Source organism: Cupriavidus basilensis (assembly GCF_008801925.2).
GTDB lineage: Bacteria > Pseudomonadota > Gammaproteobacteria > Burkholderiales > Burkholderiaceae > Cupriavidus > Cupriavidus basilensis.
Genome location: NZ_CP062804.1, coordinates 2,512,298 through 2,537,443, shown reverse-complemented (window position 1 = coordinate 2,537,443; position 25,146 = coordinate 2,512,298). Strand labels below are relative to the sequence as shown.

Sequence of the window (25,146 nt, the reverse complement as noted above, 5' to 3'; positions counted from 1 at the left end):
CGGAGTTCGGCGGGGTTGTCGGGTCTGCATGGCGTTGCCCTATTCCGCGGCAGCCGCCGGCTGCTGCAATTGCACGGGTCTCCTGTGGTAACGCGAGAGCCTGTCAAGTCCCAGGTAGACCACTGGGGTGGTGAAGAGCGTGAGCATCTGGCTCAACAGCAAGCCGCCGACCACGGCCACGCCGAGGGGCTGCCGTAGCTCCGCGCCGGTACCGAAGCCGAGCATCAGCGGTACGGCACCTAGCAGAGCTGCCAGCGTGGTCATCATGATAGGACGGAAGCGCGTGAGCGCGGCCTCATAGATGGCCTGTCCAGGACTGATGCCGCGCGCGCGCCGCGCTTCGAGCGCGAAATCAATTAATAGGATGCCGTTCTTCTTGACGATGCCGATCAGCAGGATTACGCCGATCAACGCCATGATCGAGAAGTCAAAGCCGCCAAGCCACAGGAAGGCGAGAGCGCCAATGGCGGCCGACGGCAACGTGGACAGGATGGTGAGCGGATGGACCAGGCTCTCGTACAGCACACCGAGGATGATGTATACAGCGAGCAGCGCAGCCAGGATCAGGCTCGGCTGACCAGCCAGCGCCTCCTGGAATGCCTGGGCCGAGCCGAGGAATGTGCCTTGGATGGAGGCGGGCATGCCGATGCGGCGGCGTATCTCATCGATCCGCGCCACGGCGTCGCCGAGCGGCGCTCGCGCAGCCAGGTTGAACGATATGTTGACGGCGGGCAACAAGCCGTGGTGCAGGATCGAAACCGGCCCGGCACCTGGCGCGGCGATGGTGACGATGGCTGAGAGCGGCACCATGTCGCCGGAAACCGGCGAGCGCAGCCGGAGCGATTGAAGCGTCTCGATATTGCCTCGGCCGTCGCCGTCGACTTCCAGCACCACTTTGTACTGGTTGGTATCGGTCTGGAATTCATTGATCTGGCGCTGGCCGAAGGCGTTATATAGCGCGTCGTCTACATCGCCTGCGGTGAGACCCAGGCGGGCGGCAGCTGCGCGATCAATTTGCAGGCGAATGACGTTGGCGCCAAGCTGCAGGTCGCTGGACAAGTCGCGGTAGAGCGGCTCCTTCTGTAGTTCAGCGGCCAGCCGCTGCGACCAAGTGTACAGACTGCCGGTGTCGCTCGCCTTCAGCACATATTGATATTGGGCGCGCGGCTGGCCCGCGCCGATGTTGATGTCCTGCGCCGCGCGCAGATAAAGCTGAATGCCCGGTATTGCCGCCAGTTTGGGCCGCAGCCGGTCGATTAGGGCACTGGCTGAAACATCGCGGTCCGAGCGGTCCTTGAGCACTATCCAGAAGCGCCCGTTGGCCAGTGTCTGGCTGCCACCGGTCATACCTACTGACTGGGTGATCGTGAGCACGGCAGGATCGGCGCGGATGATTTCAGTCAGCGCACGGTGCTTCTCGAGCATGGCCGTGTATGGGACATCGGCGGCCGCCTGGGAGGTGCCGACGATAAAGGCTGTGTCCTGCAGAGGAAAGAAGCCCTTCGGCATCAGCGCGAAGCCGGCTGCACTGAGGCATACAGTGATGCCGAACACGCTTAGCATGAGGCCCTGTCGGCGCAGGCACCAGCGCAGTCCGACGGCGTACCGCTGCACGAGCCATGCGGACAGCCGGGATTGCTGGAAATCAACGCCATGCGCACCCCGGCGCATGGCCACGGCAGCCAGCGATGGCGCCAGCGTCAGAGAAATGACCACGGAGATCAGGATGGCCACGGCAGAGGTCAGCGCGAACTCGCGGAACAGCCTGCCGACCACGCCAGACATGAACAGGAGCGGGATGAACACGGCCACCAGCGACAGCCCGATTGATAAAACGGTCGAACCGACCTCTTCCACGCCGCGCAGCGCGGCTTGTCGCATGCTCAGCCCGGTTTCCTGATAACGATGAATGTTCTCGATCACGACGATGGCGTCATCGACGATGAAGCCAACCGCCACCACCACAGCGACGAGCGTCAGGTTGTTCAGGCTGAAACCCATCAGGTACATGGCCGCGAAGGTGGCCGCCAGGGACACTACCAGCACCGCCGCGACGACCAGTGTGGCAGACCACTGGCGTAGGAACAGCGCCATCACGCCGATCACCAACGCGATGGTTATCACCAGCGTCAACTCGACCTCGTGCAGGGAGGCGCGAATTGTGCGGGTGCGGTCGTTGGTGATCTCTACCTGAATGGCTGCGGGCAGCGCTTGGCGCAGGGCAGGAAGGGCACGTGCGATGCGGTCATATGTCCCGACGATATTGGCACCGGGCTGGCGCATGATCGACAGGGCGACACCTGGCCGGCCGTTAGGAAATGCGTTCACGTAGGCATCCTCTGGGCCCAGCGTGACCTGTGCCACATCCTTCAGGAATACCGGGCTGCCCCCCCGCCAGGCAACCACGAGGTCGCCGTAGGCGCCTGGCTCGAGCAACTGGCCGTTGGTGTCGAGCGTGCTCACGCGCGTGTCGCCATACAGCGCGCCTTTCGGCGCATTGCGGCTGGCGGCGCGAATGGCGGTGCGGATGTCCGCCAGTGTCAGGCCGACGCCCGCGAGCGCCACGGGCGACGCCTGCACGCGAATGGCCGGCCTGCGCAGGCCGGTGGTAGTGATCAGGCCCACGCCGGGCAATTGGCCGATCTCGCGCACCAGAACACGCTCTGCATAGTCGCTGACCTCGGTCAGCGAGAGCGAATCGGAATGCACGCCAATGATCGCGACTGGGCTGTCGGCTGGGTTGACTTTGCGCCAGGTCGGCATGGACGGCATGTCGGGCGGCAACCTGCTGCTGGCCCGGTTGATCGCCGCCTGTACCTCCTGCACGGCGCTGTCGAGCCGTGTATCCAGCGTGAACTGGAGGACGATGCTAGCGGAGCCCAATGCGCTGGTTGACGTCATCTCCGCGATGCCCGGGATCGCACTAAACTGGACCTCGAGCGGTGTGGCGACTGACGACGCTATGGTGTCGGGACTTGCTCCAGGCAGTAGCGCGTTGACCTGAATGGTTGGCACTTCGGCCTCAGGAAGCGGTGCGACGGGCAACTGGAAGTAGCTGACTACGCCCAGCAGGACCAACGCCATGGCGAGCAGGACGGTGCCGATCGGGTGATCGACGAACCAGCGAAAGAGGGGGGCTCGTTCTGTCACGTCAGATTCTCGCCTTCGTGGTGGCAGGCGGAACGGTCACGCGTACGCCAGGGCGCAGTCGCGACTGTCCGTCGGATATCAGCTGGTCGCCGGCGGTCACGCCATCGATCACGACTTGCTGCCGGTCCTGGTAAAGGACGTTGACGGGTATGATCTCCACTGTGCTGTCCGGCTTCAGGCGGAACACATACGGTTTGTCCTGCTCGCCATAGCGGAGCACCGCAGGCGTGGAAACCAGCGCGTCGTGCAGCAGCCCTGTCTGTAGACGCACAGTGACAAACTGGCCGGGCCAGAGCTGACCAGCACTGTTATCGAACTCCGCCTTGACACGTACCGCGCCATTGCTTGTACCCACGCGGCTGTCGATCACCAGCAGTCGCCCCTGCGCCACGGACGTTCCAGCCTCGCGAGATATCGCTTGCACGGCGGCCGGCGTGCCGGCGCGAATCAGGCTCTGTAATACTGGCAGCGCCGACTGCGGCATGGCGAACTCCACCGTTATCGGTGCGATCTGCGTCACTGTAAACAGCCCCTCTGTGTCATTCATACGGACCAGATTGCCTTCGTCGACATTGCGCAGACCGACCCGCCCGGAAATGGGCGAGCGTATCCGCGTGTAAGACAGCCGCACTTCCTCGGCGGCGATCGCGGCGCGGTTGCCTTGCGCGGTCGCGCGTAGCTGTTCCACCAACGCTAGTTGCCGGTCGAGTGTCTGGCGCGGGATCGCGTCCTCGCCCATCAAGGTCTTGTAGCGCTTCAGATCCAGTTCGGCTATCCGCAGTTGAGCCTGGGTCATCTCCAGTGTGGCGCGGGCCTGGTTGAGTGCCGCCTGGATGGGGCGGTCGTCCAGGGACGCTAGCAATTCTCCCTTCGTGACCTGCTGGCCTTCAACCACATAAAGGCGTGTGAGATGGCCATCGATCTGCGCCCGCACCACGACGTCGCGCAACGAACGCACTGTGCCGACGCTCTCCACCTGGCGTGGCACATCCCGCGCCTCCACGCGTGAAAGCCGTACGGGAACGGGCGGGGGCGGCGCTGCGGTGGCGGGCGAATGGCTCGACTGGCTGCGCTGGAGCAGGCCCAGTGTGCCGAGCAGGATCAGTGCGAGGGCAGAACTGGCCAGCGCCGCGCGTCGCGAGCGGGTGGAAATGGGCGGCAATTGCATTTTGGGTAGGCCATTGCGGGCCATGAATCATTGGCAAGGAATTTATAGCGGACGATCACTGACGCGACGCTGACGCCACGCTGACAGTTGTGTTGGGCAGTACGCTCGCGCGTAATCGCGATGTCGCCGGCCGCGCATGACATGGCATTCAGCGGCCTGACCGAGGGAAGCTGTTAGGGAAAGACTGATTGAATCAGCGCGGCAGTCATCGTCGAGTGGCTTGCCAGCGTTGTCATGGGCATGGCCAAAAGATGAGTCGGCGATAAGGCGACAGATTCGTTTTGCGGAAGCGGAAAGCCACGGCAAGAAGCGGGCGACGCGACGCCAGCGCTCCCTGACGGAGATGGAAAGCGTGTTGGCGTGGTCGCGGCTGATTGCGGCGGTCGAGTCGTACTACCCCAAGGCAAACGTGGGCGACCGCCGATCGGACTGGAGCGAATGCTGCGTATTTACTTCGCTCAGCAGTGGTACGGTCTGTCAGACAAGGCGCTGGAAGACGCACTGTACGACAGCATGGCCGTCAGGCGCGGCAAGATCAAGGCGATGCGTGACGGAGCGGTCAAGGACTTGCTGATCGCCGTCGAAGGGGCCAAGGCCCGGATCCGTTCACGAGTCGAGCATTCGTTGCACGTCATCAAGCATCGCTTCGGGCATGGCAAGGTTCGCTACAAGGGCCTGGTCAAGAACACGGCGAAGTTGTTCAGCCCGTTTGGTCCGGCAAATCTGATACATGGTCTTATCGACCTTGTTCGTATCTGCCTGATGGCCGAGCTCGACTGCTGGCGGGTCTTTGTCATCGAGGTTCGAGCCACCAGCCTGTGCGCGGGCCAATGTCGACACCGCAAGGGTGGTCGCTGCAGCGACCACTGGAATGCTCTTCAGAAATTTCCACGTGCGGCGAGCTTAAGCGCGCTGCATGCCCGATTTCATCCGTTCAACCACCTCGAAGACGACCATGCCGGCCACCATGGCGGCGACAAAGCCCGCGGCCTTCGGATAGCCCGCACCCATTGCAACCAGTGCGGGGCCCGGGCAAAAGCCTGCAAGGCCCCAGCCAATGCCGAAGGCGGTGCTGCCCAGGACAAGCCTCGGCGTGATTGCGGTGCTGGCCGGCAGTTGGACGGGCAATCCCAGGAATGAGTGCTTGCGGCGACTGGCGATGAAGAAGGCGAGCGAGCCGATGGCGATTGCGCCGACCATGACGAAGGCCAGGGACGGGTCCCAGCGTCCCGTCAGGTCGAGGAAGCCCAGCACTTTTGCGGGGTTGGCCATGCCGGAAACCATCAAGCCGATGCCGAAAAGCAGGCCGGCCAGCAATGCGGCGATTGCGGTCATGTCAGCCTCCAATCATGTGTCGTACTACGAGGACGGTCAGGAAGCCCGCCGCCATGAAAGTCATGGTCGCGACCAGCGAGCGGATGGACCCGCGCGAGATGCCGCATACGCCGTGGCCGCTCGTGCAGCCGCTTGCGAAGCGGGTGCCGAGGCCGACCAGGAAGCCGGCAACCAGAATTTCCCCCCAGCTCGCTTGAATATCGGGTGTCGCCGGCTTGCCGAGCAGGCTGGCTAGGACAGGGGCGCCCGCCAGCCCGACGAGGAACGCCACGCGCCATGCCATGTCGTTACGCGGTAAGCTGAGCAGCCCCCCGAGGATGCCGCTGATGCCCGCAATCCGGCCGTTGAACAGGACGAGCACGGCAGCCGCCGCGCCAATGATGAGCCCTCCGGCCAGCGATAGGCCAGGTGTGAAGTTACCCAGGTCAATCAACATATAGGCCCTCTACCTGGTGTTGGCGCAAAACTGCGAATACAACACGGCCATCACGGCAAGCGCCTCCTGGCTCGCGATGGAATAGAAGATGCTCTTCCCCTCGCGGCGCGTTGTCACCAGACCGTTTTCACGGAGCACGGCCAACTGCTGGGAGAGCGTTGGCTGCCGGATGCCGAGCCGCTCTTCCAGTTCGCCCACGGACAACTCGCCCTGGGACAACTGGCACATCAGCAGCAGCCGGTCTTGGTTTGCGAGCACCTTGAGCAGCGCACAGGCTTGCGCTGCGGCAGCTTGCATGGTGTCAAGGTCGATGGCGGGATGGGACTCGCTCATGGGTTGTCCTCAATTTAGATATTGATATTATATTGAAAAATAAAATGTCTGTGAATAGAATGTGTTGCATCCAAGGAGGCCCGCATGCAAGCGACCATTCAACCGTTCTTCGACCCGGCGACCTGGACCGTAACCTACGTGGTCTATCAGGCGGGGCGTCCAGAGTGCGCCATCATCGACTCCGTCCTGGACTATGACCCCAAAGCGGGGCGGACCTCGACGGCGAGTGCCGACAAGGTCATCACCTTCGTGCGTGAGCATGCACTGCAGGTCGAGTGGATTCTGGAAACGCATGCGCACGCTGACCACTTGTCGGCCGCGCCTTATCTCCGGAGTCGGGTGGGTGGCAAGATTGCGATCGGCCAACACATCCGCAGCGTGCAGGGCGTGTTTAAAAAGCTGTTCAACCTGGAGCCGGAGTTCCGGCTCGATGGCTCGCAATTCGACCACCTCTTCGCGCAGAACGAGGAATTCGCCATTGGCGGCCTGACGGGCAAGGCGCTGCATGTGCCAGGCCATACACCTGCTGACCTGGCATATCAGATCGGGGATGCAGTCTTCGTCGGCGACACGTTATTTATGCCCGACGTCGGCACGGCCCGCTGCGACTTTCCCGGTGGTAATGCACACGCGTTGTACCGCTCCATCCGCAAGCTGCTGGACCTGCCAGGCGATACCCGCCTCTTCATGTGTCACGACTATCCGCCCGAGGGCCGCGGACCCACATGGGAAACGACCGTCAGCGCACAGCGTGAAGGCAACATCCACGTGCACGATGGCGTGAGCGAGGAACAGTTCGTCGCCATGCGCCAGGCGCGCGATGCAACGCTGGCGATGCCGACACTGATTCTGCCTGCGGTGCAAGTCAATATCCGCGCCGGGGAGTTGCCGCCCGCCGACGCGAACGGTATTCGTTACCTGAAGATTCCGCTTAACGCTATCTGAGAACTGGTTCGCGCTTTGCGTGGTGGCAAGGCGAATCGGGCCCGGTGTCGTTCATGAGGTGCGACAGGCGAAAGGCAAAAAAAAACACCGTGACCAGCCCGCGGCTGGCTGGTGAGCCTCGGCCATGACTTCCACGAGCGATAGACCGGCTTCGGCCGCGGCACCCGCGACCTTATGAATGAAGACCGGCCCGGCAACGGCAGCAGTCAGCATGCCGCTGCCTGCGTAACCCCCGTGGGCAGGTGCGTGGCCGGTGCCGCCGCCCGAAATGATGTTCACCTCCTGTCGCCAGGCGTGCTGGCTGGGGCACCGCCAAGGCATTCGTCCGGCGATGCAGCCAGCCACGGTGACTATTTCTCATAGTAAGCAGAATCAACCGGCCAAGGCTGAACGTGCGGCCACTCGCGTCGAGGGCTGCGGGAGAAACACCGCGCATCAACCTTCGACTGCTTGTGATTCAGATAAGTATACGCTAATGTATTGTCATGATTGAAAACGACATCTTCAAGGCGCTGGCCGATCCGACCCGCCGCACGATCTTCGAGAAGCTGGCGACTGGCAGCATGAACGCCAGTGCCTTGCGGCAAGGCATGGAGATCAGCCAGTCGGCCATGTCCCAGCACCTTTCGGTTCTGCGCAACGCCAGGCTGGTGCGTGAAGAGCGGCAAGGCCGTTTCGTGAATTACGAGGTCAACCCGGAGGGCTTGGCGCTCATCGCCGGCTGGCTGGCGAAGTATCGCGCCTACTGGCCGGCGCGCGTCGACACGTTGAAGGCTTTGCTGAAGGACATGGACCAATGAACGACATGCAATCGGAAGGGCAGATGAAGGATCTGGTGCTCGAATACGAACTCGACGCGCCGCCCGAGAAAGTCTGGCGGGCAATCAGCATCCCCGCGTTTCGCGAGAAATGGCTGCCTCAGGGCGCATTGGCCGATGCCGAGCCGGTTTCTTCGACGCCGGACGAGGAAATTCGCTACAGGATGCGGGACGAAGAGGCGCCTTTCCTTGAAAGCACAGTGACGTTTCGGCTCAGGCCCAATGCCGTTGGCGGCACCGTGCTTAGCATCATCCACGTGCTGGAAGACGCTCGGCTAGAGCGCCACGCGCAGACGGCCGCGAACGACGGCTGGCCCTACCTCATGCGCGCCGCCTGACGCCTCGCGCCAACAACCGCTAATCTGGAATACAGGAGTTCGCCAATGCGCGAAATGATGCAACTCGTCCCTACGGTCGTTGAGCAATCCAGCCGGGGAGAACGGTCCTTCGACATCTATTCGCGGCTTCTGCGAGAGCGGATTGTCTTCCTGAACGGTGAGGTCAACGATGCGGTATCCGCATTGGTCTGTGCACAGCTCCTGTTCCTGGAAGCCGAGAATCCAGCGAAGCCCATCCATCTCTACATCAATTCGCCCGGCGGGGTCATTACCAGCGGCCTTGCCATGTACGACACCATGCGATACATCAAAGCGCCGGTGCATACGCTGTGCATGGGTACCGCGCGTTCCATGGGCTCGTTTCTGCTGATGGCGGGTGAGCCAGGCGAACGGGCGGCGCTCCCCAATGCGAGTCTGCACGTTCATCAGCCGCTGGGCGGTTTTCAAGGGCAGGCGTCGGATTTCCTCATCCATGCCGAGGAGATGCAGCGGACCAAGCAGCGTGTCACCCGGCTCTATGCCGAACATTGCGGGCGCACCTACGAGGAGGTCGAGCGCACCCTTGACAGAGACCGCTACATGACATCGGAGCAAGCGCTGGAATGGGGGCTGATCGACCGCGTTCTCACGCAACGGGAGCCGACATCGTTGCGGTGAGCGAGCCGAGCTTCCTGGCGCCGTCCAGGCGAACTCCGATCTTGATGCGGAAGGCGACAGCTGTGATTGCGGCCTGTAAACTGGCCGCGCGACAGTGGCGCCACCGCGAACGCATCAGCCACACACTCAACGGAGAGTAGACATCGAAGACATCGCGTTTGGCCTCGGCCTGCTTGTGGGGGGCATCTCCGCAACCGTCGGGAGCGTGCGGCTGCGCTCGGTAATATGGCGCGTGGTCTTGCCTGCCAGCATGGCAAGCGCAGCATTTGCCGCTGCGACCATCTGGGGGCGGCCGTACTCGGGCCTTCTGGTTTTATTCATCAGCGTGGCCACCGGCAGTGGCTATCTGATCGGCATGCTGGCAACGCTTTTCACGCGGCGCAGGCTTGCGAAGTGCCGCCAATCGCCGCCAACCGCCGCCAATCGCCACGGGCAAAGACTAGATAGATGACCAAGCAGACAGATCAAGCCATGCCAAGCGTTTCATTCTCCATCCGTTTTCTATTTGCCTGCTGTCTTCTGGTCGCGACAGCCAATCACGTGCGGGCAGATTTTCAACATGGCTTTCTCTGGGACTACGGCTATGGGCATGGCGCGTACTGGGCCAGCCGGGTGTTCTGGGGAGCGCTGACATTTGCCGATCCCTTGGCGGCACTGCTTCTTTTCATCAAACCAAGGGTGGGCATTGCTCTCACCGCGGCAATCATCATTGTCGATGTCGTCCACAACACGTTTTACGTCGCATTGAATCGGCAATGGCTCGAGCCGTTCTATCTTTCGCAGGTGGCGTTCCTTCTGGCGGTGCTGCTCCTCGCGCCGGTGGCGTGGCATCGTACGGCTCGCCGGGACGAACTAAGCCGATATTGACCCGCCGTCCTCCAAACCGCGCTAGCGTGGCCTGCCGCGCGCGCTCGGCTTGATGCTCCCTGCGCGCGGCGCGTCTTTACCCGCCATGACACTGCCGCCGTTCATCTGCTCCATCCACGACAAGGCATCAACGTACGACAAGAACTGGTGGAGATATTCAGGCGACAGTTCGCGCATCAGCGAGAGCGAGCGATGCACGAGGCGGCTCGAATTGAGCGGGCCGGCATTGTCGGGCACTTGCTCCAGCGACTGCCGCAACCGTCGATCGGTGCTGACCCTGGACCAGGTCTCCCGGAAGTAGTCGAGCACCTCCATGTCCGGTAAGGATGCGCGCCGGGGCACGCCTGCGATCGCTGCGGGAGCGCCGCGATCCGACGGCGTCCGGATGGCCATGTAGTTGACCAGTCCGGCCAGCGGCCCGCGAGGGGGAGCGCATGGCAATGCTGTGCCGCTGTCCTTGCCGTCCTTGCGGTCTTTGCAATCGGCGCTTTCCAGATCGCCGGCATAGGCCTCGAGCAGTTTGGCCAGCCTGGCGTCCAGGATGTGTCGCGCATTACCGCTGTGTGCGGCCGCGCGCCGGGCCAGCGCCTCGATGAAGCGAAAGCGGACAGGATTCAGGCGATCAGCACCACGTGCGCGCCAAGCGTCGAGCGTGGCAAGGGCATCGCGGATGTTGCTACCAATCTCGCCACCAATATCGCCACCAATATCGCCACTACTCACGCGGCTTCCCCGTTTCGTTGGACGGCCTTGGGATTGGCGCGATTTCCACGCGCCGGTTCTTGGCCCGTCCCTCGTCGTTGGCGTTCGAGGTCACGGGCTGCTCGGCGCCGAAGGCGGCCGCAAACACCGAGGAGGGCGGGACGCCTTCATCGATCAACGCGCGGGTTACCGTCAGCGCGCGCTGGGCCGACAGCTCCCAGTTGTCGGCAAAGCGGCGGTTGGCCTCGCGCACTTGGCGGTCGTCGGTGAATCCGCTCACCATCAGGATCTCCTCGCGGGCCTGGAGGTACGCGGACAGCGGCGCGGCCAGGCTCTTCAACACCTCCCGGCCTTCGGGCTGCAATTGATCGGAGTTGAGGGCAAACAACACGCTGCCCTTGATGCCGATGCGCCCGTTGACCAGCGTCACCCGGCCCGCAGCCAGCGGGCCAGCCAGCGCTTGCTCAAGGGCCTCGCGGCGATGCTTCTCCACCTGCCGCTGCTTGACCTCCTCCTCCAGCCTGGTCGAGAGTTCCAGCTGCACGCCGATGACGCTCACCAGGATCAGCACAAAGGCGCCCAGCAGTACCGACATCAGGTCGCCGAAGACGGCCCAGATCGGCACGGTCGGCTCCACGCCGGCGTCGATCTCCTCGCTCATGCCGCTTCAGCGCTGGCGGGCGCCCGCTGTCCTGCGAGATGTTGCAGGTTTTCGACGATCTGCTTCTGCGACAGCATGCTCAGGTCGATGACTTCCCGGGCCTGTGCGACGTAGTAGGCAAGCTGTTCGTCGCTACGCGCGGCGGACTTGTCCAGCGCGGCTTCGATGCGCTGCAGGTGAGCCACCAGCTTGTCGTTCGACTCGCCGAACAGCTGCACCGCCATGCCGAAGGCTTCGCCCAGGCTTGCCACCTCGACGGCGCTGCCGGTGACCTGCGCGGCGACAGCCTCCAGCTTTCCGGCTTCAGCCTCGACCTTGTCGGTGAAGCGGGTGCCAACACGATCCAGCAGATCCGCCGTCGTGCCCACCAGCGCGTCGACGGCGGTGCGCTGCTCGGTGGAGGCATGGTTCACGGCATCGAGCAGGGTTTCCAGCGTTTGCAGCAAGCGGCCGCGCTCCTCCAGCATCGCGTTGTCGCGGACCATGCTGTCCGATAGCTTCTGGCGCAGTTCGCCGATGACGTCGGCGGCTGCCTTCGGGGCTTCCGAAGCGGCTTGCACGAGCCGGGCGATCTCGGCGATGGTGTTGCTGGCGTGCGCCTGCGTCTGGGCCGAGATGTCGCGCGCGGTTTGCGCCAGCGTGTCGCAGACTTCCTGCTGCCGGCTGGCATTGTGCGTGCCTGCCTGCTCCCACTCCTGGCGCAGCGTTGCGGCCATCGTGCCGAGCGTATCGGTCCAGGCCGCCAGCCGCTGCTGGTCCCGGGCAGCCAGTTCCGCTTGCAGGTCCGCATGCGACTGGCCCACGGTGCGCACCAGCGACGCCGAGTGCTGCTCGAACGTGGCCGCCGCCGCCGCCAGGGCGTGCTGGTTGTCGCCCGCCAGTTTTTCGCTGACGCGTTCGTGCCGGGATAGCGCGGTGTTCCACGCTTCCGACATGCCGCTTGTCGCGGTTTCCAGGCGGGCGGAGACGCTTTCCAGCAGCTTGGGGGCCGCCGAAGCGGCTTGCACGAGCCGGTCGATCTCGGCGACGGTGTTGCTGGCGTGCGCCTGCGTCTGGGCCGAGATGTCGCGCACGGTTTGCGCCAGCGTGTCGCAGACTTCCTGCTGCCGGCTGACGTTGTGCGTGCCTGCCTGCTCCCACTCCTGGCGCAGCGTTGCGGCCATCGTGCCGAGCGTATCGGTCCAGGCCGCCAGCCGCTGCTGGTCGCGCGCAGCCAGTTCCGCTTGCAGGTCCGCATGCGACTGGCCCACCGTGCGCACCAGCGACGCCGAGTGCTGCTCGAATGTCGCCGCGGCCGCTGCCAGGGCGTGTTGGTTGTCGCCCGCCAGTTTTTCGCTGGTTCGTTCGTGCTGGGAGAGCGCGTTGTGCCACGCTTCCGACATGCCGCTTGTCGCGGTTTCCAGGCGGGCGGAGACGCTTTCCAGCAGCTTGGGGGCCGCCGAAGCGGCTTGCACGAGCCGGTCGATCTCGGCGAGGGTGTTGCTGGCGTGTGCTTGCGTCTGGGCGGAAATGTCGCGCACGTTCTGCGCCAGCGCGTCACAGATTTCCTGCTGCCGGCTCGCGGTGTGCGCGCCCGTCAGTTCCCACTCCTTGCGCAGCGTCGCTGCCAGCGTGCCGAGCGTATCGGCCCAGGCCGCCAGCCGCTGCTGGTCTCGCCCAGCCAGTTCCGCTTGCAGGTCCGCATGCGACTGGCCCACCGTGCGAACGAGTGCCGTCGATTGCTGCTCCAGGCTCGCCGCGGCGGCCGCCAAAGCATTTTGATTGTCGGCCGCCATTTTCTGGCTGACGCGTTCGTGCTGGGAGAGCGCGTTGTTCCAGGCTGCCGACAGGCTGCCGGTCGTGGCTTCCAGGCGGGTGGAGACGCCCTCCAGCAGTCCTGCGGAGCGTTGCTCGAAGGTGTCGGTGAACCGGGAGAGCGAGGCGCGCAGGTCCTGGGTAAGCGCTTCGCTTGATCGCTGGTGCCCCGCCAGCGCATCGTTCCAGATGCCGGCCACGGTGGTGGTGGTCGCCTCGAAACCGGTCGACAGGCCGTCCAGCTGCCGCTGCACGGCCTGCGTGACGGTGTCTTGCAGCGCGGCGGTCCCGCGCGCGAGGCTGGCCATGGTGGCCTCCACCGCCGGCTGGAGCGCTGCACCGGCGGCGCGGGCGCTATCGGCGACGCTCTCCTTCAAGGATTGCTCCACCGATGAAGCCAGGCGGGTGTACGCGGCCTCGGCCTTGCCGTGGAAAGCGTCCTGGCTGGCGAGCTGGCGCTCGTGCAAGGCCAGGCTTTGCTGTTCCATGGCCGCCATCATGGCCTGCAGCCGATCGACCAAGGTGGGCATCACCTCGGCCTGCCGCTGCAGGAGCTTGAAGGTTTCCTCGCGCTGGTGGGATAGCGAGTAGATGCGCAATGTCGTTGCGATCCTGGTGTCGAGCCTCTGCGCCGCTTGTGTCCGCTCGCGGCGGCACAACGTCGAAAGCAGCCCCAGCATCGCGGAGGTGGCCACGCCCGCGACCGAAGTGCCGAACGCAAATCCCAGGCCCTTGACCGGCGCGGCCAGCGAGGCGCGGATGGCCTGCAAGTCCGTCGCGCTTTCCAGCGCCATGCCGGTGCCTTTCAGGGTAGCCACCATGCCCAGGAACGTACCCAGCATGCCCAGCAACACCAGCAAGCCCACCAGATACGGCGTGAGCGACGGACCCGGCAAGCCCACGCGCTCACCTTCGATGCGCAGGCGCGTCGCATTGCGCAGGCTCGCAGGCAATAGCGCCAGCCAGGCATCCAGGCTGGCCGGCGGCTCGGACAGGCCAGCTATGGCCTGCGCCAAGGTGGACGTGTCCTGGTGATAGCGCCGCAGCTCGAGTGCGCCTGCCACATAGCAGGCGCCGATCAGCATGGTGACAGCCAGCGCCAGGGTGTTCGATCCGGCGTAGCCGACACCGATCCAGCACACCGCGGCCAGACCGGCCAGAAAAACAGCGAAATTAAGATATCTGGACATGGCGTCCTGTTAGCTGGAGCGAAGGGCGGCAAGCAGCCCTTCGACCGGTTGAAAACGAATATCCAGTTCGGCAAGCAGTACGCTGCGCATATCCCTGCGGAACACGTCCAGCCATGCGCCGGACGTGACCACAGCGGGCTCGCCCGAGGCCTGGGCGTCGGCCAGCATTGCCTGCTCGGCCTGGCGCAAGCGCACGAAGTGGCCTTCCAGCAATGCGGGCACGCCACCAAGCAGGCTGCGCTCGCGCGCACCCAGTGCCCCCTCCATGACGGCATCCACCGCTGCGAGCTGCGCCAGGGCGGGCGTCCTGGCGGCCAGCATCGCCCGCAGGCGGCCGCGCAAGCTGCCGATATCGGTCTCCATCGCCTGCTGCATCGAGAGATAACGCTGGCGATAAGTCGCGTAATCGACCGCTGCATCCATGGAATCTCCCTGGGCAGGCGCTTGCGGTTGCCCGCGCCGCTTGGCCGAGGCAACTGCGCTATCGCCTGCGATGGCATTCGCCAGCGCGGTCCGCACACGGTCGCAAGCAAGCGCCTCGGCACTGCCGAAGGCGCGCGCGCCGGGGGCTACCGACGGCGGGTTGCCGTTCAGGGCCGTGGACAGTTCGATGGCGTCGGCCCAGCCGAGCCACTGGCTCAGTCGGTCCGAGAGCGATTGTCTGGGTTCGGGAACATCGACGTGCGCAAGGCGCGCAAGCATGCGAATGAGCGTCGGGCCGCTGCAACCTGTGTGCTGTGGAGCTTGCACCATACCGGCTGAATCAAAAACCCTGCAGTTTACACGCCAGCGAGGGGTGGACCTATCGCATTTCGCTTTGAATTGCGAATACCCACGCAGGGTCACATCGGAATCACATGCCGCGAGGTTTTTCGGCCGGAACAGAGATGGAAACTTTCGCGATTAAGGGGTTGCCGAGCAGGGTCGATTAGTCCATAATGCAGTCCATTGATTCGGCGGGAACTCAAAAAATTCCTTAAAAATCAATGGGTTAGAGTGATTTTTTGGTAGTGGGAATAAAGCGGTAAGGTAGTAAAGCAACGCGTAATCGTTGCCCATGTGGCTCAGTGGTAGAGCACTCCCTTGGTAAGGGAGAGGTCGGCAGTTCGATCCTGCCCATGGGCACCATGTCTTTTCCCTCAGGTCCCCCGGGTTCGCGTTCTTCGCGCGGGCTCATCAAGCTAGATGGCGCCGACAAGCTGTTCCTCCCGGCCCACGCCACTTTCGCCAATGCGGAATCACCGCACCGGCAGCCTTCAAGTATCAAGTTCCTCGTTCCAGGTTTCAGCTTCCCCCGAACATAAAGCTCGACACGGTGATGCCGCCGGCGAAGTCGGCTTCGTGGTAGACGCGCGTGGCAATGTCGTCTTCGGCCGCGCCCACGGCGACCATCAATGGCAACAAGTGCTCTTCTCGCGGATGGGCCTGCCGGGCGGCGGGCGCGCTTTCCCAGCCCGCTAGCGCGGCAGTGCGCTGCGCCGGGGTGGTTGTCGTCAGCGCTTGCTGGAGCCAGGCATCGAATGCGGCCGATGGCGCTTTCCCGGCGGGGCCGAAGGCGCGCAGGTTGTGGTAGCTCAGCCCGCTGCCCACGACGAGGATGCCTTCGTGGCGCAGCGGCGCCAACGCTCGCCCGAGTGCGAGATGCGTTTGCGGATCGAGCCCGCGCTTGAGCGAGAGCTGCACGGTCGGCATATCGGCTTCGGGATAGATGGCGGCCATCGGCGCAAACATGCCATGGTCGAAGCCGCGCAGCGGATCGAGCCGCGCGGCCAGGCCGGCTTTCTCGAGCAAGCCTTGCACGCGCGCGGCGAGCTGCGGTGCGCCCGGTGCCGCGTACTGAATCTGGTAGGTGTAATCCGGGAAGCCGTAGTAGTCATAGATCATGGGTGGCTTCGGGTTGGCCATGACGGTGAATTCCGGCTCTTCCCAGTGCGCTGAAATCATCAGCACGGCCTTGGGCGCAATGCCCGTGCGTTGCACCAATCGGGGCATCTGCTGCAGCGCGGCCTTGAGCTTGTCATAGCGGCCGCCCATCTGGTCTTCCATCCAGGGCCAGGGCCCGCCGCCGTGCGAGATGAAAAATGTAGGGAGTGCAGGCGTTGTCATCCGGGCTTCTCCTGTTGACATGGCGTCAGTGTGGGCGGCGCTGCCCGGCGGCATAGCCGAGCAGGCCGGACAAATCGCGTGCGGCGCGCTTGACCTCGCGCTCCACACGTTCGCGAAGATCGGGGTCGCGCTCGAAACGAATGTCCGGGCCGGCCACGCTGATGGCAGCCACGGTGGCGCCGCTGGCGTCGAACACGGGTGCCGCGCAAGAGTCGATGCCGGGCTCGAATGCAGAGAAGCTCCAGGCGCAGCCGCGCTCGCGGTCGGCCGCGAGGATGTCGCCCAGGCGGGCATACGTGGCCGGGCTTTGCCCGGTGGCGGTCGCGAGCGGTTCCTCGCCGAGCCGCTCGCGCAACGTATCTTCCGGCAGGCCGGCAATCAGCATGCGGCCGGGCGTGGTGAGGTGCGCCGGCACCCGGCTGCCAACCTGGATATTGCTGACCAGCGAGGTCTGGGGCATATCGCGCAGCAGGTAGAGCACGTCGCCGCCATCCAGCACGCCGAGATAGGCGGAGAGCCGCAGCGATTCGCTCAGGGTGGCTAGCACGCGCCGCGCAAAGACGGTGAGATCCTTGCCTGCCAGCACCTTTGCGCCCAGCTTGAGCAGAGCGAAGCCCGCCTGGTGGCCGCCCTGCGGCAGCCGCTCCACCATGCCTTCGTGCTCCAGCGTGGCGAGCAGGCGCATCACGGTGACGCGGTTCACGTCGATGCGCCGGCCAACTTCGCTCAGGTTGGTGGTGGAGCCGCCTTCGGCGATAAAGCGCAGCAGCCGCATGGCGCGGATCACCGGGCTGACCAGTTGCGTCTTGTCTTCGTCGCCGCCGGGATCGGCGGCATCGCTTGCGTCGGGCACGGGCTGGTTCAGCCTGGGGTTCTTGCTCATCGGTTCCGTGAAAGGGTGGGGCGGCGAGGTCTGCCTGCGGACTTGGTGCTTAGCCGAGGGCTACCTGCCAAGCGTTGTAATCGTACACCCAGTCCGCGTTGCCACCCTCCTTGAGCCAGGCGTTGCTGCGCGAGCCGATCTGGATGCGGCTGGTGCGCTCAAAACGCGCGGCCCGGTAGCGTGCGAGCGCGCTGGGGATATCGTCGCCATTGGCTTCGGCCAGGCAGCGCGCCAGTACCACGCCATCCTCGATGGCCATGCCGGCACCTTGCGCCATGAAGGGCATCATCGGGTGGCAGGCGTCGCCCATCAGCACGACATTGCCGGCTGACCAGGCGGGCAGCGGGTCGCGTACGTAGAGCGCGGAGATCAGCACGTCGTCACAGGCATCAAGCAGCGCGCGCGCCTCGGCATGGAAGCCAGCGTAGGCTGCGCGCACGTCTTCCACACGGCCCGGCGTGGTCCAGGACTCGTTGCGCCAGGCTTCCTGCGCCACCGTGGCGAAGATAAAGATCTCGCGCCCGCGGTTGAGGGGGAAGGTGACGATCTGCGAGGTCGCCTCCGGGCCCCACCACTTGGTGAAGGCCTGCAGGTTCGGCACGCCGGCAAGGCGCTCGGCGGGCACCACGGCGCGGTAAGCCACCACGCCGGTGAAGACCGGATGCTCCGGCCCGAACAGCGCGGTGCGCACGGCCGAGTGAATGCCGTCTGCACCGATCAGCACATCCACATCTTCCTGCGTGCCGTCGGCGAAATGCAGCGTGGCGCCGGCCGCATGCCGCTCGATCCGCGTCGCCTTCTTGCCCAGCTTGACGCAAGCCGCCGGCAGGGCGGCTTCCAGCGCGGTCATCAGGTCGCCGCGGTGCATGGTGAGCTGCGGCGCGCCATAGCGGATCTGCGCCTCGTCGGACATGGCCAGCCGCGAGGTCTCCTCGCCGGTGTTCCATACCCGGCTGATGCGGTGGCTGGGCCGCGCGGCGGTCTCGCGCAATGCCTCGCCCACGCCCAGGCCATCCAGCGCGCGCACGGCATTGGGCGTGAGGTTGATGTCCGCGCCGACCCGCGCGAAGCGCGAGGCTTGCTCGAACACCACCACGTCTTTCCCGAGCTTGCGCAGCGCAATCGCCGCGGCGAGTCCGCCGATGCCGGCGCCGTTGATGCCAATCTTTTGTGAAGCCATGGTGCTTGTTCCTCAGGGGTCGCCTTGGTGTGGGTCCGGGTGTGCGCCTCGCTGCTCAGCGGCTGCGCTTTCCGGTGTGTATGTTCAAATATGAACGTAGTGTTCATAAAAGAATATAAAGACGAAGTGGGGATGTCAATCCGAGGGTTTACGCTGGGAGGACGAAAAAAGAGGCCGCATTGGGGCCGCAGGGGGAAGTGGAGCGGAGGGAGCGGGGGCGATGCGTTGGCGGTAGTGAGCCGGGGGTTCTGGCTGGCCGGCCGGAAACGGAAGCGGCAGCTTACTGCTGAGTGCTGATCACTACGACATCCGCTGCCATGCGCCAGCGGTGGACTCCGTCCCTGGAATGTCGTCGTTGATCATGGTTTGGCACGTAGCGGCATGCCATGCCCGAGGCCCCAGCGCATCGAGCCGGGTTTGCCGTTGTTCGCTGCCGGTCAAGGTACAAGCGCGGGCTGGTGCCCGGCTTTGTTCGTGCGGTTGGACCTCGCGAGCCGGCTAGTGTTGATGCTTAGAGCTTGGCAACAGCCATCAACTCCGCGACCGTAACCTCAAGCGCAGTCGCAATTCTCAAAAGATGCATCACTCCCTAATTCTGCCCTCCGCGCTCCACCGAACTCATATAGGAGCGGTCGATGCCGGCCCGATGGGCAAGCGCTTCCTGGGAGAGGTCACGCCGAAGGCGGACCTCTCTGATCGCGGATCCCAACTGAACAAGAGGGGCGGCACCACCGTGCCTTGGGGAAGCTATTGGCATTCAGAATGTTTGGCGGGCAACTGGCTGTTGAGTATCTGGAGAGCGAGGGCGATGCGTTGGCGGTAGTGCTCCGGAGGACCTGGCCGGCCGGAAACCGAAGCCCGCAGCTTGCTGCCGAGCGCCGATCACTCACGCACTTCGTCACCCCGGTCTTCCCATCGTTTTCCGTGCCTCTTCCCGGTCAGAATTCACGCAATACCCAGCCACTGATAAACGCAAAATACTCGCGTAGCCAGGCGTTGTAGCGCAAGTAGAGCGGCGTTGGCGCTCCTGCGCCAGACACTGCCTGGAACCCAGCCTTAAGCGCGATCCGCTTTGCGCGCACCAGATGAAAATCACTGGTCACCAGCACCAGCGGGTCTGCGGCGCTCACGCCCTGTTGCGCAAGCAACCGGTGGCTGAAGAGCAGGTTTTCCTCCGTGCTGGTGCTCCGGTCCTCCCGGATCAGGCGCTGCGGTGCCAGGCCGTGCGCGATCAGGTAGTCCGCCATGATGTCCGCCTCACTGCACCGCAGCCCGAAATCCTGGCCGCCGCTCACAACGACCCGCGCGGCCGGCCATTGCCGCGCCAGCGCCAGCCCTTTGTCCAGCCGTGCGGCCAGGGTGCGCGACGCGGTGCAATGTGGCGTGCCGGAGCCCAGTATGAGGATGGTGTTTGCCGTGGGTCCCGTTGCCGGGAAGTTTGCGTTGCTGGCGCTGATGAAATAGAAGAACATCCCTAGCGTCACCAGCCACCCGGCAAACGCTGTGCGGCCCAGCGCCCAGATCCATCGGCGCCGTGGGCTGGCCGCGCGCCATCGCGCTACCTGCTCCCAGCGCCATGACAGCGCGAGAAAGGCCGCGCCGATCGCCAGAGGGAGGACGACCCCGAAGTTGAACAGGCCCATCAGCATCAGGGCGATGGCATCGGCCACCAGCAGTGCGCCAAGCAGGGCAAGGCAGGCGCGCCGCCAGAAAGCGCCAGTCTTCAAGTCATGCATTGTTGTTCGGACCCATATCGTTAGTCAGTGTATTTAAGCGTGATGCAAGGCCAGGCGCTGGCTGCCTGGCCATGCAGCCTTCAGATCAATCGACAATGACGGGCGTGTCACTGGCATCCAGGCAAACGGTCAGCTGCGAGCCTGCTTTGCTGAAGGCGCAATGCGGTAGCGGCGTGCGCAGCGCGTTGGCGAGGGGGATGGCGATGAAGATCAGGATCAATGAGCTGGCAACCACGGACCGCACCACCATCCTTGTGCTTGATATCGGACGGCGGCGCCGTGCGCGGGCCGCTCTGACATGCAGGAATACCCCGCCAATCAGCAGCGCCATGCCGACCAGCATCGCCGCGGCAATCTCTTCCCGCTCTGGCGATAGCAACAGGTTGCCATCGTGCGTTGCGGGATAGTGCAACAGCCACCAGGCGCCCGCGCCTGTTTGCACGATCCCGGCCATGCACCAGGCAGTGCGGTGCCCGTCCAGACGGAACGCCGTTGCCAGGAGCAAGCCCGCCATCGCCGCGATCCAGGCGCCGGCATACATCATTTGATTGAAACTACCGCCAAACAGGGTGCCGCCCACGTCCAGTGGCCGCATCCCATGGAAGTCGGTCAGGCCAAGGCACGTCAGGATGCCCAGCAGGGCAATCCAGCTCAGCGCGGTGTCCAGCCATAACCACTGCTTGGGCACAGGATGCGTCATTGCGTCATGGGTGCATTGCCGGCGTCCGGCCCACGCATCATCGGGCCTGGCTCTCGCCCAGCGAACGCAGGAGGGTCGGCACCTTGGCGCTGCTGGTGGCCTGCACGCGGGTGATGAGGTCGTAATCCACCCGGCGCATGCCGTAAGTCTCGGCGATATCGCGCTGCAGGCGGTGCCAGAGGTGGCAGGTCATCTGCGCGTCGGCCATGGCCCGGTGGGCACGGCCGGCCTTCGGCAGGCGCAGCATATCCACCAGCGTCGACAACCTGTGGTTTTGCGCATGCGGGTAGACGCGCCGCGAAACGAGCATCGTGCAGGCAAAGGTCTGATCGGCCGGCATGCCCAGCAGCGAGAGCTCGGCTTGCCAGAACCTGCGGTCGAATCCCGCGTTGTGGGCCACCACGGGATGCTTGCCGACGAACTGGGCCACCTCCCGCATTACCTTCGACGCCGCGGGTGCCGATGCAATCATGTCGTTGGTGATGCCGGTGAGGTGAACGACGTCAGAGGGAATGCGTCTGCCCGCGTTCATCAGGCTTTGATACTGGTCGACGATTTCCCCGTCGCGCAGCAGCACGACTGCGATTTCAGTGGCCCGGTCGCCTTGACGCGGTGACAGTCCTGTCGTTTCAAAATCCAGAACCGCAACGGTCTGCATGGTGTTCTTTTCCTGTTTCCTATGATTAGTGAATCGCCCGCCCCGGGGTGGCGGGTCAGGACGACTGCATCGCCCGCCGCCGCGCGCGCGCCGCCAGGCCGCTGCCCAATGCCCAGCGCAAGGTGGGCGCCAGCACGCGCATTCCGGCCAGCGAGACCGGACGGCGGATCGCGGTGCTGCCATGCAGCCCGAGCTCGCGCTGCGCCCAGCGCGGCAATAGCGCAATGCCAGCGTCTCCCATGACCCGCACCGCTGGCACCAGCAGCGGGCTGGCCACTGGCATGGCCATGACCAGCCGCACCACTTCGCGGGTGCGCTCGCTCACTACCAATTGCGGGCGCATGCGCTCCAGGTAGCTGGCGATGGCGTCGGCGCTGCGTGGCACGCCGGTGGCGCCCAGGCGCTCGGCGATCTGTGCCACCTCCGCGTAGTAGCGGTCCTGCTCGGTGACCGAGAGCGGGCCGACATAGCGCAGGTAGGCGGTGAGAAAGCTCGACACCTCGGCAACATGCACCCAGGTCAGCAACGCCGGATCGTCGGCCGCGTAGGGGCGGCCATCTGGCGCCGTGCCCTTGATCGCCGCGTGGATGCGCCTGACCCGGTCAATCAGCGCCAGCGCATCGGCGCGGTTGCCGTAGGTGGTGCCGGCGATAAACTGCGCGGTGCGGCCCAGGCGGCCCTGCATATCGGTACGAAAGGTGGAATGATCCCATACTCCGGCCAGCGCCAGGGGGTGCATGGTCTGCATCAGCAGGGCGCTGACGCCGCCGGCCAGCATCGCGGGGAAATCCGCGTGCACACGCCAGCAGACCGCGTCCGGCCCGAACAGGCCGGGATCCCCGGGCGGGTTGTCGTAGTCGAGGCTGAGGCCGGAGTTGCTGCGGGTCAGGCCCCGCACCTGCGCGCCGGCACGGGCGCGCAGGCGGTCGAGCAGCCGCCGGGGGAGAGGGACGGCCTGGGGCGTGGAGGGTGGGGTGCCGGGTTGTTGGCCTTGCGAGCCGCTCATAGGTGCCTGGTGTGCGAGATATGCGAGGTTGATCGAGCGCCGCTCAGTCAATGCTCAATAGCATTGCTCAGTAGTAATGCTCAGTAGTAATGCAGGTCGGTCGCCTTCCCCCAGAATACACGGTAGGCATACACCGTGTAACCCAGGATGGTCGGCAGCACCACTGCCGCGCCCACCAGGATCACCCCCAGCGACTCCGGCGCGCTCGCAGCTTGCCAGATATCGATCTTGTCCACCACCAGGTACGGGAAGATGCTGTATGCCAGGCCGTTGAACGCCATCAGGAAAATCACCGCCGTGCCGGCGAAGGGCACCCAGCACCAGCGGTCGTTGCCGCGGTCGTGCATGGCCGGCAGGCGCCGCAGCAGGCGGTCGATGAGGATGAACAGCGCCACCGTGACCAGCGGGATCGGCGCCAGCAGGATGATGTTGGGCAGCGAGAACCATTTATCGAAGATGCGCTGGCTCACCATCGGCGTGACCAGCGAGATCGCCGCCACGCCAATGCCTGTGAGCCACAGGCTGCGGCGCGCCCAGTACATGGCGCGCCGCTGCAGGCTGCCGCTGGTCTTCATGATCAGCCAGCCCGCGCCCAGCAGGCAGTAGCCCGCCACCAGGCACAAGCCCACCACTACCGCAAAGGCCAGGTCGAGCCAGCCGTGCTGGAATCCCGTGATATACAGGCCGAGCATCAGGCCCTGCGAGAACGCGGCCAGCAGCGAGCCGGCGTAGAACGCGCGGTTCCACCATGGCTTGTGGTGCGCGCGTGCCTTCACGCGGAAGTCGAACGCCACGCCGCGCAGGATCAGCCCAGCCAGCATCAGCGCCACTGGCAGGTAGAGCTGGGTCAGGATCACGCCGTGCGCAATGGGAAAGGCCACCAGCAGCAGGCCCACGCCCAGCACCAGCCAGGTCTCGTTGGCATCCCAGAACGGGCCGATGGAGGCGATCATGGTGTCCTTGTCGGCATCGTCCGCGCGGCGCAGCAGCACACCCACGCCCAGGTCGTAGCCGTCCAGGATCACGTAGACCAGCATGGAGATGCCCATCAGGGCCAGGAACACCAGCGGCATCCAGCCGGCGGGTTGGGTCAGGTCGGTCATTCTGCGCTCCGCAGTTCGCCAGGCAACATGGCTTGAGGGGGTTCGGTCCGCGGGTTGTCCACCTTCGGGGCGGTCCCGGCCTTGCGCGCCAGGTGGAACACCACCGAGACATAGGCCGCGATCAGCGCCAGGTAGAGCGCCAGGTACATCGCCAGCGTAGAGGCGATCATCGCCGCCGGCACCTTGGACGCCGCCTGCGCCGTGGTCAGCACGCCGTACACCAGGTAAGGCTGGCGGCCGATCTCGGTCACGTACCAGCCAGCCACCAGGGCCACCCAGCCGGAGAAGGTCATGGCAATCAGCACGCGCGCCATCCACGGCGCGGGCTGTCCGCCACGGCGCAACTGCCACGCCGCCACCCACGATGCCGCCAGCATCAGCAGGCCCACGCCCACCATGATCCGAAAGGCGAAGAACAGCGGCGCCACGGGCGGGTGCTTGTCGCCAAAGGCATCGATGCCCTTGATCTCGCCATCCATGTGATGCGTCAGGTAGAGCGAGGCCAGCTTGGGAATGGCGATCTCGAAATCATTGCTTTGCGTGCTTGCGTTGGGTACGCCGAACAACACGGCGGGCGCGCCCTTTTCCGTCTTCCAGATTCCCTCCATCGCGGCGATCTTGGCCGGCTGGTGGTGCAGCGTATTCAGGCCATGCAGGTCGCCCGCCACGATCTGCAGCGGGATCAGCACCGCGGCAATGGTCACGCCGGTGCGCAGCGACGACAGCACCTCTGGCGCGCGGTCGCCACGCAGCCAGCGATAGGCCGAGATGCCTGCCAGCAAGAACGCCACGGTCAGCCCCGACGCCAGCAGCATATGCACAAAGCGGTACGGGAACGACGGGTTGAAGATCACCGCCAGCCAGCTCGTCACATGCGCGCGGCCATCGATCATCTCGAAGCCAGCCGGGGTTTGCATCCACGAATTCAGCGCCAGGATCCAGAACGCCGACAAGGTGGTGCCGCCCGCTACCAGCAAGGTGGCGATGGTATGCGTGCGGTTGCTCACCCGGCGCATGCCGAACAGCATGATGCCGAGGAAGGTCGCCTCCAGGAAGAACGCCGTCAGCACCTCATAGGCCAGCAACGGACCGGCCACGTTGCCCACGGTCTCCATATAGCCCGGCCAGTTGGTGCCAAACTGGAAACTCATGGTGATGCCGCTGACCACGCCCAGCGCAAAGGTCAGCGCAAAGATCTTCACCCAGAAACGGTACGCCGCCATCCAGCGTTCATCGCCGGTCTTATTGAAGCGCAGCTTGAAAAACAGCAACACCCAGCCCAGCGAGATGCTGATGGTGGGAAACAGGATGTGGAACGTGATGTTGGCGGCAAACTGCACGCGCGCAAGCACCACGGGGTCGAGCGACGAGAACATGCAA

General features: G+C 64.6%; 24 protein-coding genes, 1 tRNA gene and 3 pseudogenes. 8 read left to right on the top strand and 20 right to left on the bottom strand.

The features are described 5' to 3' along the window. Window positions 1–39: 39 nt before the first annotated feature. Together F7R26_RS32245 and F7R26_RS32240 are read right to left on the bottom strand one after the other, a co-directional pair. The gene (locus F7R26_RS32245) at window positions 40–3,084 is read right to left on the bottom strand and encodes an efflux RND transporter permease subunit (RefSeq protein ID WP_277820378.1); all 3,045 of its coding nucleotides are present in this window, start codon (window positions 3,082–3,084) and stop codon (window positions 40–42) included. Between the two features lie 67 nt (window positions 3,085–3,151). Then, window positions 3,152–4,342, bottom strand: a complete 1,191-nt coding sequence (locus tag F7R26_RS32240) for an efflux RND transporter periplasmic adaptor subunit (protein ID WP_206702539.1) — start codon at window positions 4,340–4,342, stop codon at window positions 3,152–3,154. A gap of 238 nt (window positions 4,343–4,580) precedes the next feature. On the opposite strand from F7R26_RS32240, the pseudogene F7R26_RS42015 reads away from it, so the two are divergent. Further along, window positions 4,581–4,843 (top strand): annotated as a pseudogene (locus tag F7R26_RS42015) (transposase); the annotation flags it as partial. 54 nt (window positions 4,844–4,897) lie between these two features. After that, window positions 4,898–5,047, top strand: a pseudogene (locus tag F7R26_RS42010) (transposase); the annotation flags it as partial. 174 nt (window positions 5,048–5,221) lie between these two features. Here F7R26_RS42010 and F7R26_RS32230 read toward each other — a convergent pair. The 3 genes from F7R26_RS32230 to F7R26_RS32220 are packed head-to-tail and all read right to left on the bottom strand — an operon-like array spanning window position 5,222 to window position 6,422. Further along, window positions 5,222–5,653, bottom strand: coding sequence for a YeeE/YedE family protein (locus F7R26_RS32230; protein WP_150986699.1), 432 nt, complete (start codon window positions 5,651–5,653; stop codon window positions 5,222–5,224). 1 nt (window position 5,654) lies between these two features. Continuing rightward, a complete protein-coding gene (locus F7R26_RS32225; RefSeq protein ID WP_150986700.1) occupies window positions 5,655–6,089 on the bottom strand; it encodes a YeeE/YedE family protein in 435 nt (144 codons plus the stop codon). Window positions 6,090–6,098: 9 nt separating this feature from the next. Continuing rightward, the gene (locus F7R26_RS32220; protein ID WP_150986701.1) at window positions 6,099–6,422 is read right to left on the bottom strand and encodes an ArsR/SmtB family transcription factor; all 324 of its coding nucleotides are present in this window, start codon (window positions 6,420–6,422) and stop codon (window positions 6,099–6,101) included. A gap of 84 nt (window positions 6,423–6,506) precedes the next feature. On the opposite strand from F7R26_RS32220, the gene F7R26_RS32215 reads away from it, so the two are divergent. Continuing rightward, a complete protein-coding gene (locus tag F7R26_RS32215) occupies window positions 6,507–7,367 on the top strand; it encodes an MBL fold metallo-hydrolase (protein WP_150986702.1) in 861 nt (286 codons plus the stop codon). 180 nt (window positions 7,368–7,547) lie between these two features. Here F7R26_RS32215 and F7R26_RS41155 read toward each other — a convergent pair. After that, window positions 7,548–7,646: pseudogene (locus tag F7R26_RS41155) on the bottom strand (dihydroxyacetone kinase subunit DhaK); the annotation flags it as partial. 206 nt (window positions 7,647–7,852) lie between these two features. On the opposite strand from F7R26_RS41155, the gene F7R26_RS32205 reads away from it, so the two are divergent. From F7R26_RS32205 to F7R26_RS32190, 4 genes are all read left to right on the top strand, one after another. Beyond that, a complete protein-coding gene (locus F7R26_RS32205; RefSeq protein WP_150986703.1) occupies window positions 7,853–8,167 on the top strand; it encodes an ArsR/SmtB family transcription factor in 315 nt (104 codons plus the stop codon). After that, entirely contained in the window at window positions 8,164–8,523 is a 360-nt protein-coding gene (locus F7R26_RS32200) for an SRPBCC family protein (protein ID WP_150986704.1), read from the top strand. The genes F7R26_RS32205 and F7R26_RS32200 overlap by 4 nt, the downstream gene beginning before the upstream one ends. Before the next feature lie 45 nt (window positions 8,524–8,568). Further along, window positions 8,569–9,180, top strand: a complete 612-nt coding sequence (locus tag F7R26_RS32195; RefSeq protein ID WP_150986705.1) for an ATP-dependent Clp protease proteolytic subunit — start codon at window positions 8,569–8,571, stop codon at window positions 9,178–9,180. Window positions 9,181–9,627: 447 nt separating this feature from the next. Beyond that, the gene (locus F7R26_RS32190; protein WP_206702538.1) at window positions 9,628–10,047 is read left to right on the top strand and encodes a hypothetical protein; all 420 of its coding nucleotides are present in this window, start codon (window positions 9,628–9,630) and stop codon (window positions 10,045–10,047) included. A 21-nt stretch (window positions 10,048–10,068) separates the two neighbouring features. Here the strand turns inward: F7R26_RS32190 and F7R26_RS32185 are convergent, their stop codons facing one another. Genes F7R26_RS32185 through F7R26_RS32170 form a run of 4 tightly spaced genes read right to left on the bottom strand, consistent with a single transcriptional unit; the run spans window position 10,069 to window position 15,147 of the window. Continuing rightward, window positions 10,069–10,770 (bottom strand): DUF2894 domain-containing protein, encoded by a 702-nt coding sequence (locus F7R26_RS32185; protein ID WP_416351349.1) that lies wholly within the window; start codon window positions 10,768–10,770, stop codon window positions 10,069–10,071. Next, window positions 10,763–11,410 carry an OmpA family protein gene (locus F7R26_RS32180; protein WP_150986706.1) on the bottom strand — a complete coding sequence of 216 codons (648 nt, stop codon included), beginning with the start codon at window positions 11,408–11,410 and terminating at the stop codon, window positions 10,763–10,765. The genes F7R26_RS32185 and F7R26_RS32180 overlap by 8 nt, the downstream gene beginning before the upstream one ends. After that, window positions 11,407–14,394 carry a DUF802 domain-containing protein gene (locus F7R26_RS32175; RefSeq protein WP_150986707.1) on the bottom strand — a complete coding sequence of 996 codons (2,988 nt, stop codon included), beginning with the start codon at window positions 14,392–14,394 and terminating at the stop codon, window positions 11,407–11,409. Before F7R26_RS32175 ends, F7R26_RS32180 begins: the two co-directional genes overlap by 4 nt. Window positions 14,395–14,403: 9 nt before the next feature. Next, a complete protein-coding gene (locus F7R26_RS32170; protein ID WP_150986708.1) occupies window positions 14,404–15,147 on the bottom strand; it encodes a DUF3348 domain-containing protein in 744 nt (247 codons plus the stop codon). A gap of 300 nt (window positions 15,148–15,447) precedes the next feature. Between F7R26_RS32170 and F7R26_RS32165 the strand changes: the two genes are divergently transcribed. Then, window positions 15,448–15,522, top strand: a tRNA-Thr gene (locus tag F7R26_RS32165). 156 nt (window positions 15,523–15,678) lie between these two features. Here F7R26_RS32165 and F7R26_RS32160 read toward each other — a convergent pair. The 10 genes from F7R26_RS32160 to F7R26_RS32115 all read right to left on the bottom strand — a co-directional run bounded on the left by F7R26_RS32160 (window position 15,679) and on the right by F7R26_RS32115 (window position 25,142). After that, complete coding sequence (locus tag F7R26_RS32160) at window positions 15,679–16,500, bottom strand: DODA-type extradiol aromatic ring-opening family dioxygenase (protein ID WP_150986709.1); 822 nt, start codon at window positions 16,498–16,500, stop codon at window positions 15,679–15,681. Window positions 16,501–16,525: 25 nt separating this feature from the next. Then, window positions 16,526–17,383 carry an IclR family transcriptional regulator gene (locus tag F7R26_RS32155; protein ID WP_150986710.1) on the bottom strand — a complete coding sequence of 286 codons (858 nt, stop codon included), beginning with the start codon at window positions 17,381–17,383 and terminating at the stop codon, window positions 16,526–16,528. A 49-nt stretch (window positions 17,384–17,432) separates the two neighbouring features. Continuing rightward, on the bottom strand, window positions 17,433–18,563 hold the full coding sequence (locus F7R26_RS32150; RefSeq protein WP_150986711.1) for an FAD-dependent monooxygenase: 1,131 nt from the start codon (window positions 18,561–18,563) through the stop codon (window positions 17,433–17,435). 589 nt (window positions 18,564–19,152) lie between these two features. Further along, complete coding sequence (locus F7R26_RS32145) at window positions 19,153–19,320, bottom strand: helix-turn-helix transcriptional regulator (RefSeq protein WP_338404721.1); 168 nt, start codon at window positions 19,318–19,320, stop codon at window positions 19,153–19,155. A gap of 181 nt (window positions 19,321–19,501) precedes the next feature. Continuing rightward, window positions 19,502–20,299 (bottom strand): YdcF family protein, encoded by a 798-nt coding sequence (locus F7R26_RS32140; RefSeq protein WP_150986712.1) that lies wholly within the window; start codon window positions 20,297–20,299, stop codon window positions 19,502–19,504. 85 nt (window positions 20,300–20,384) lie between these two features. Continuing rightward, window positions 20,385–20,999, bottom strand: a complete 615-nt coding sequence (locus F7R26_RS32135; protein WP_150986713.1) for a hypothetical protein — start codon at window positions 20,997–20,999, stop codon at window positions 20,385–20,387. A gap of 37 nt (window positions 21,000–21,036) precedes the next feature. Beyond that, the gene (locus F7R26_RS32130; protein ID WP_150986714.1) at window positions 21,037–21,657 is read right to left on the bottom strand and encodes a 3'-5' exonuclease; all 621 of its coding nucleotides are present in this window, start codon (window positions 21,655–21,657) and stop codon (window positions 21,037–21,039) included. 55 nt (window positions 21,658–21,712) lie between these two features. Continuing rightward, window positions 21,713–22,663 (bottom strand): oxygenase MpaB family protein, encoded by a 951-nt coding sequence (locus F7R26_RS32125; protein ID WP_150986715.1) that lies wholly within the window; start codon window positions 22,661–22,663, stop codon window positions 21,713–21,715. A gap of 80 nt (window positions 22,664–22,743) precedes the next feature. Then, window positions 22,744–23,766 carry a cytochrome d ubiquinol oxidase subunit II gene (locus tag F7R26_RS32120; protein WP_150986716.1) on the bottom strand — a complete coding sequence of 341 codons (1,023 nt, stop codon included), beginning with the start codon at window positions 23,764–23,766 and terminating at the stop codon, window positions 22,744–22,746. Beyond that, complete coding sequence (locus F7R26_RS32115) at window positions 23,763–25,142, bottom strand: cytochrome ubiquinol oxidase subunit I (RefSeq protein ID WP_150986717.1); 1,380 nt, start codon at window positions 25,140–25,142, stop codon at window positions 23,763–23,765. The genes F7R26_RS32120 and F7R26_RS32115 overlap by 4 nt, the downstream gene beginning before the upstream one ends. Window positions 25,143–25,146: the final 4 nt, after the last annotated feature.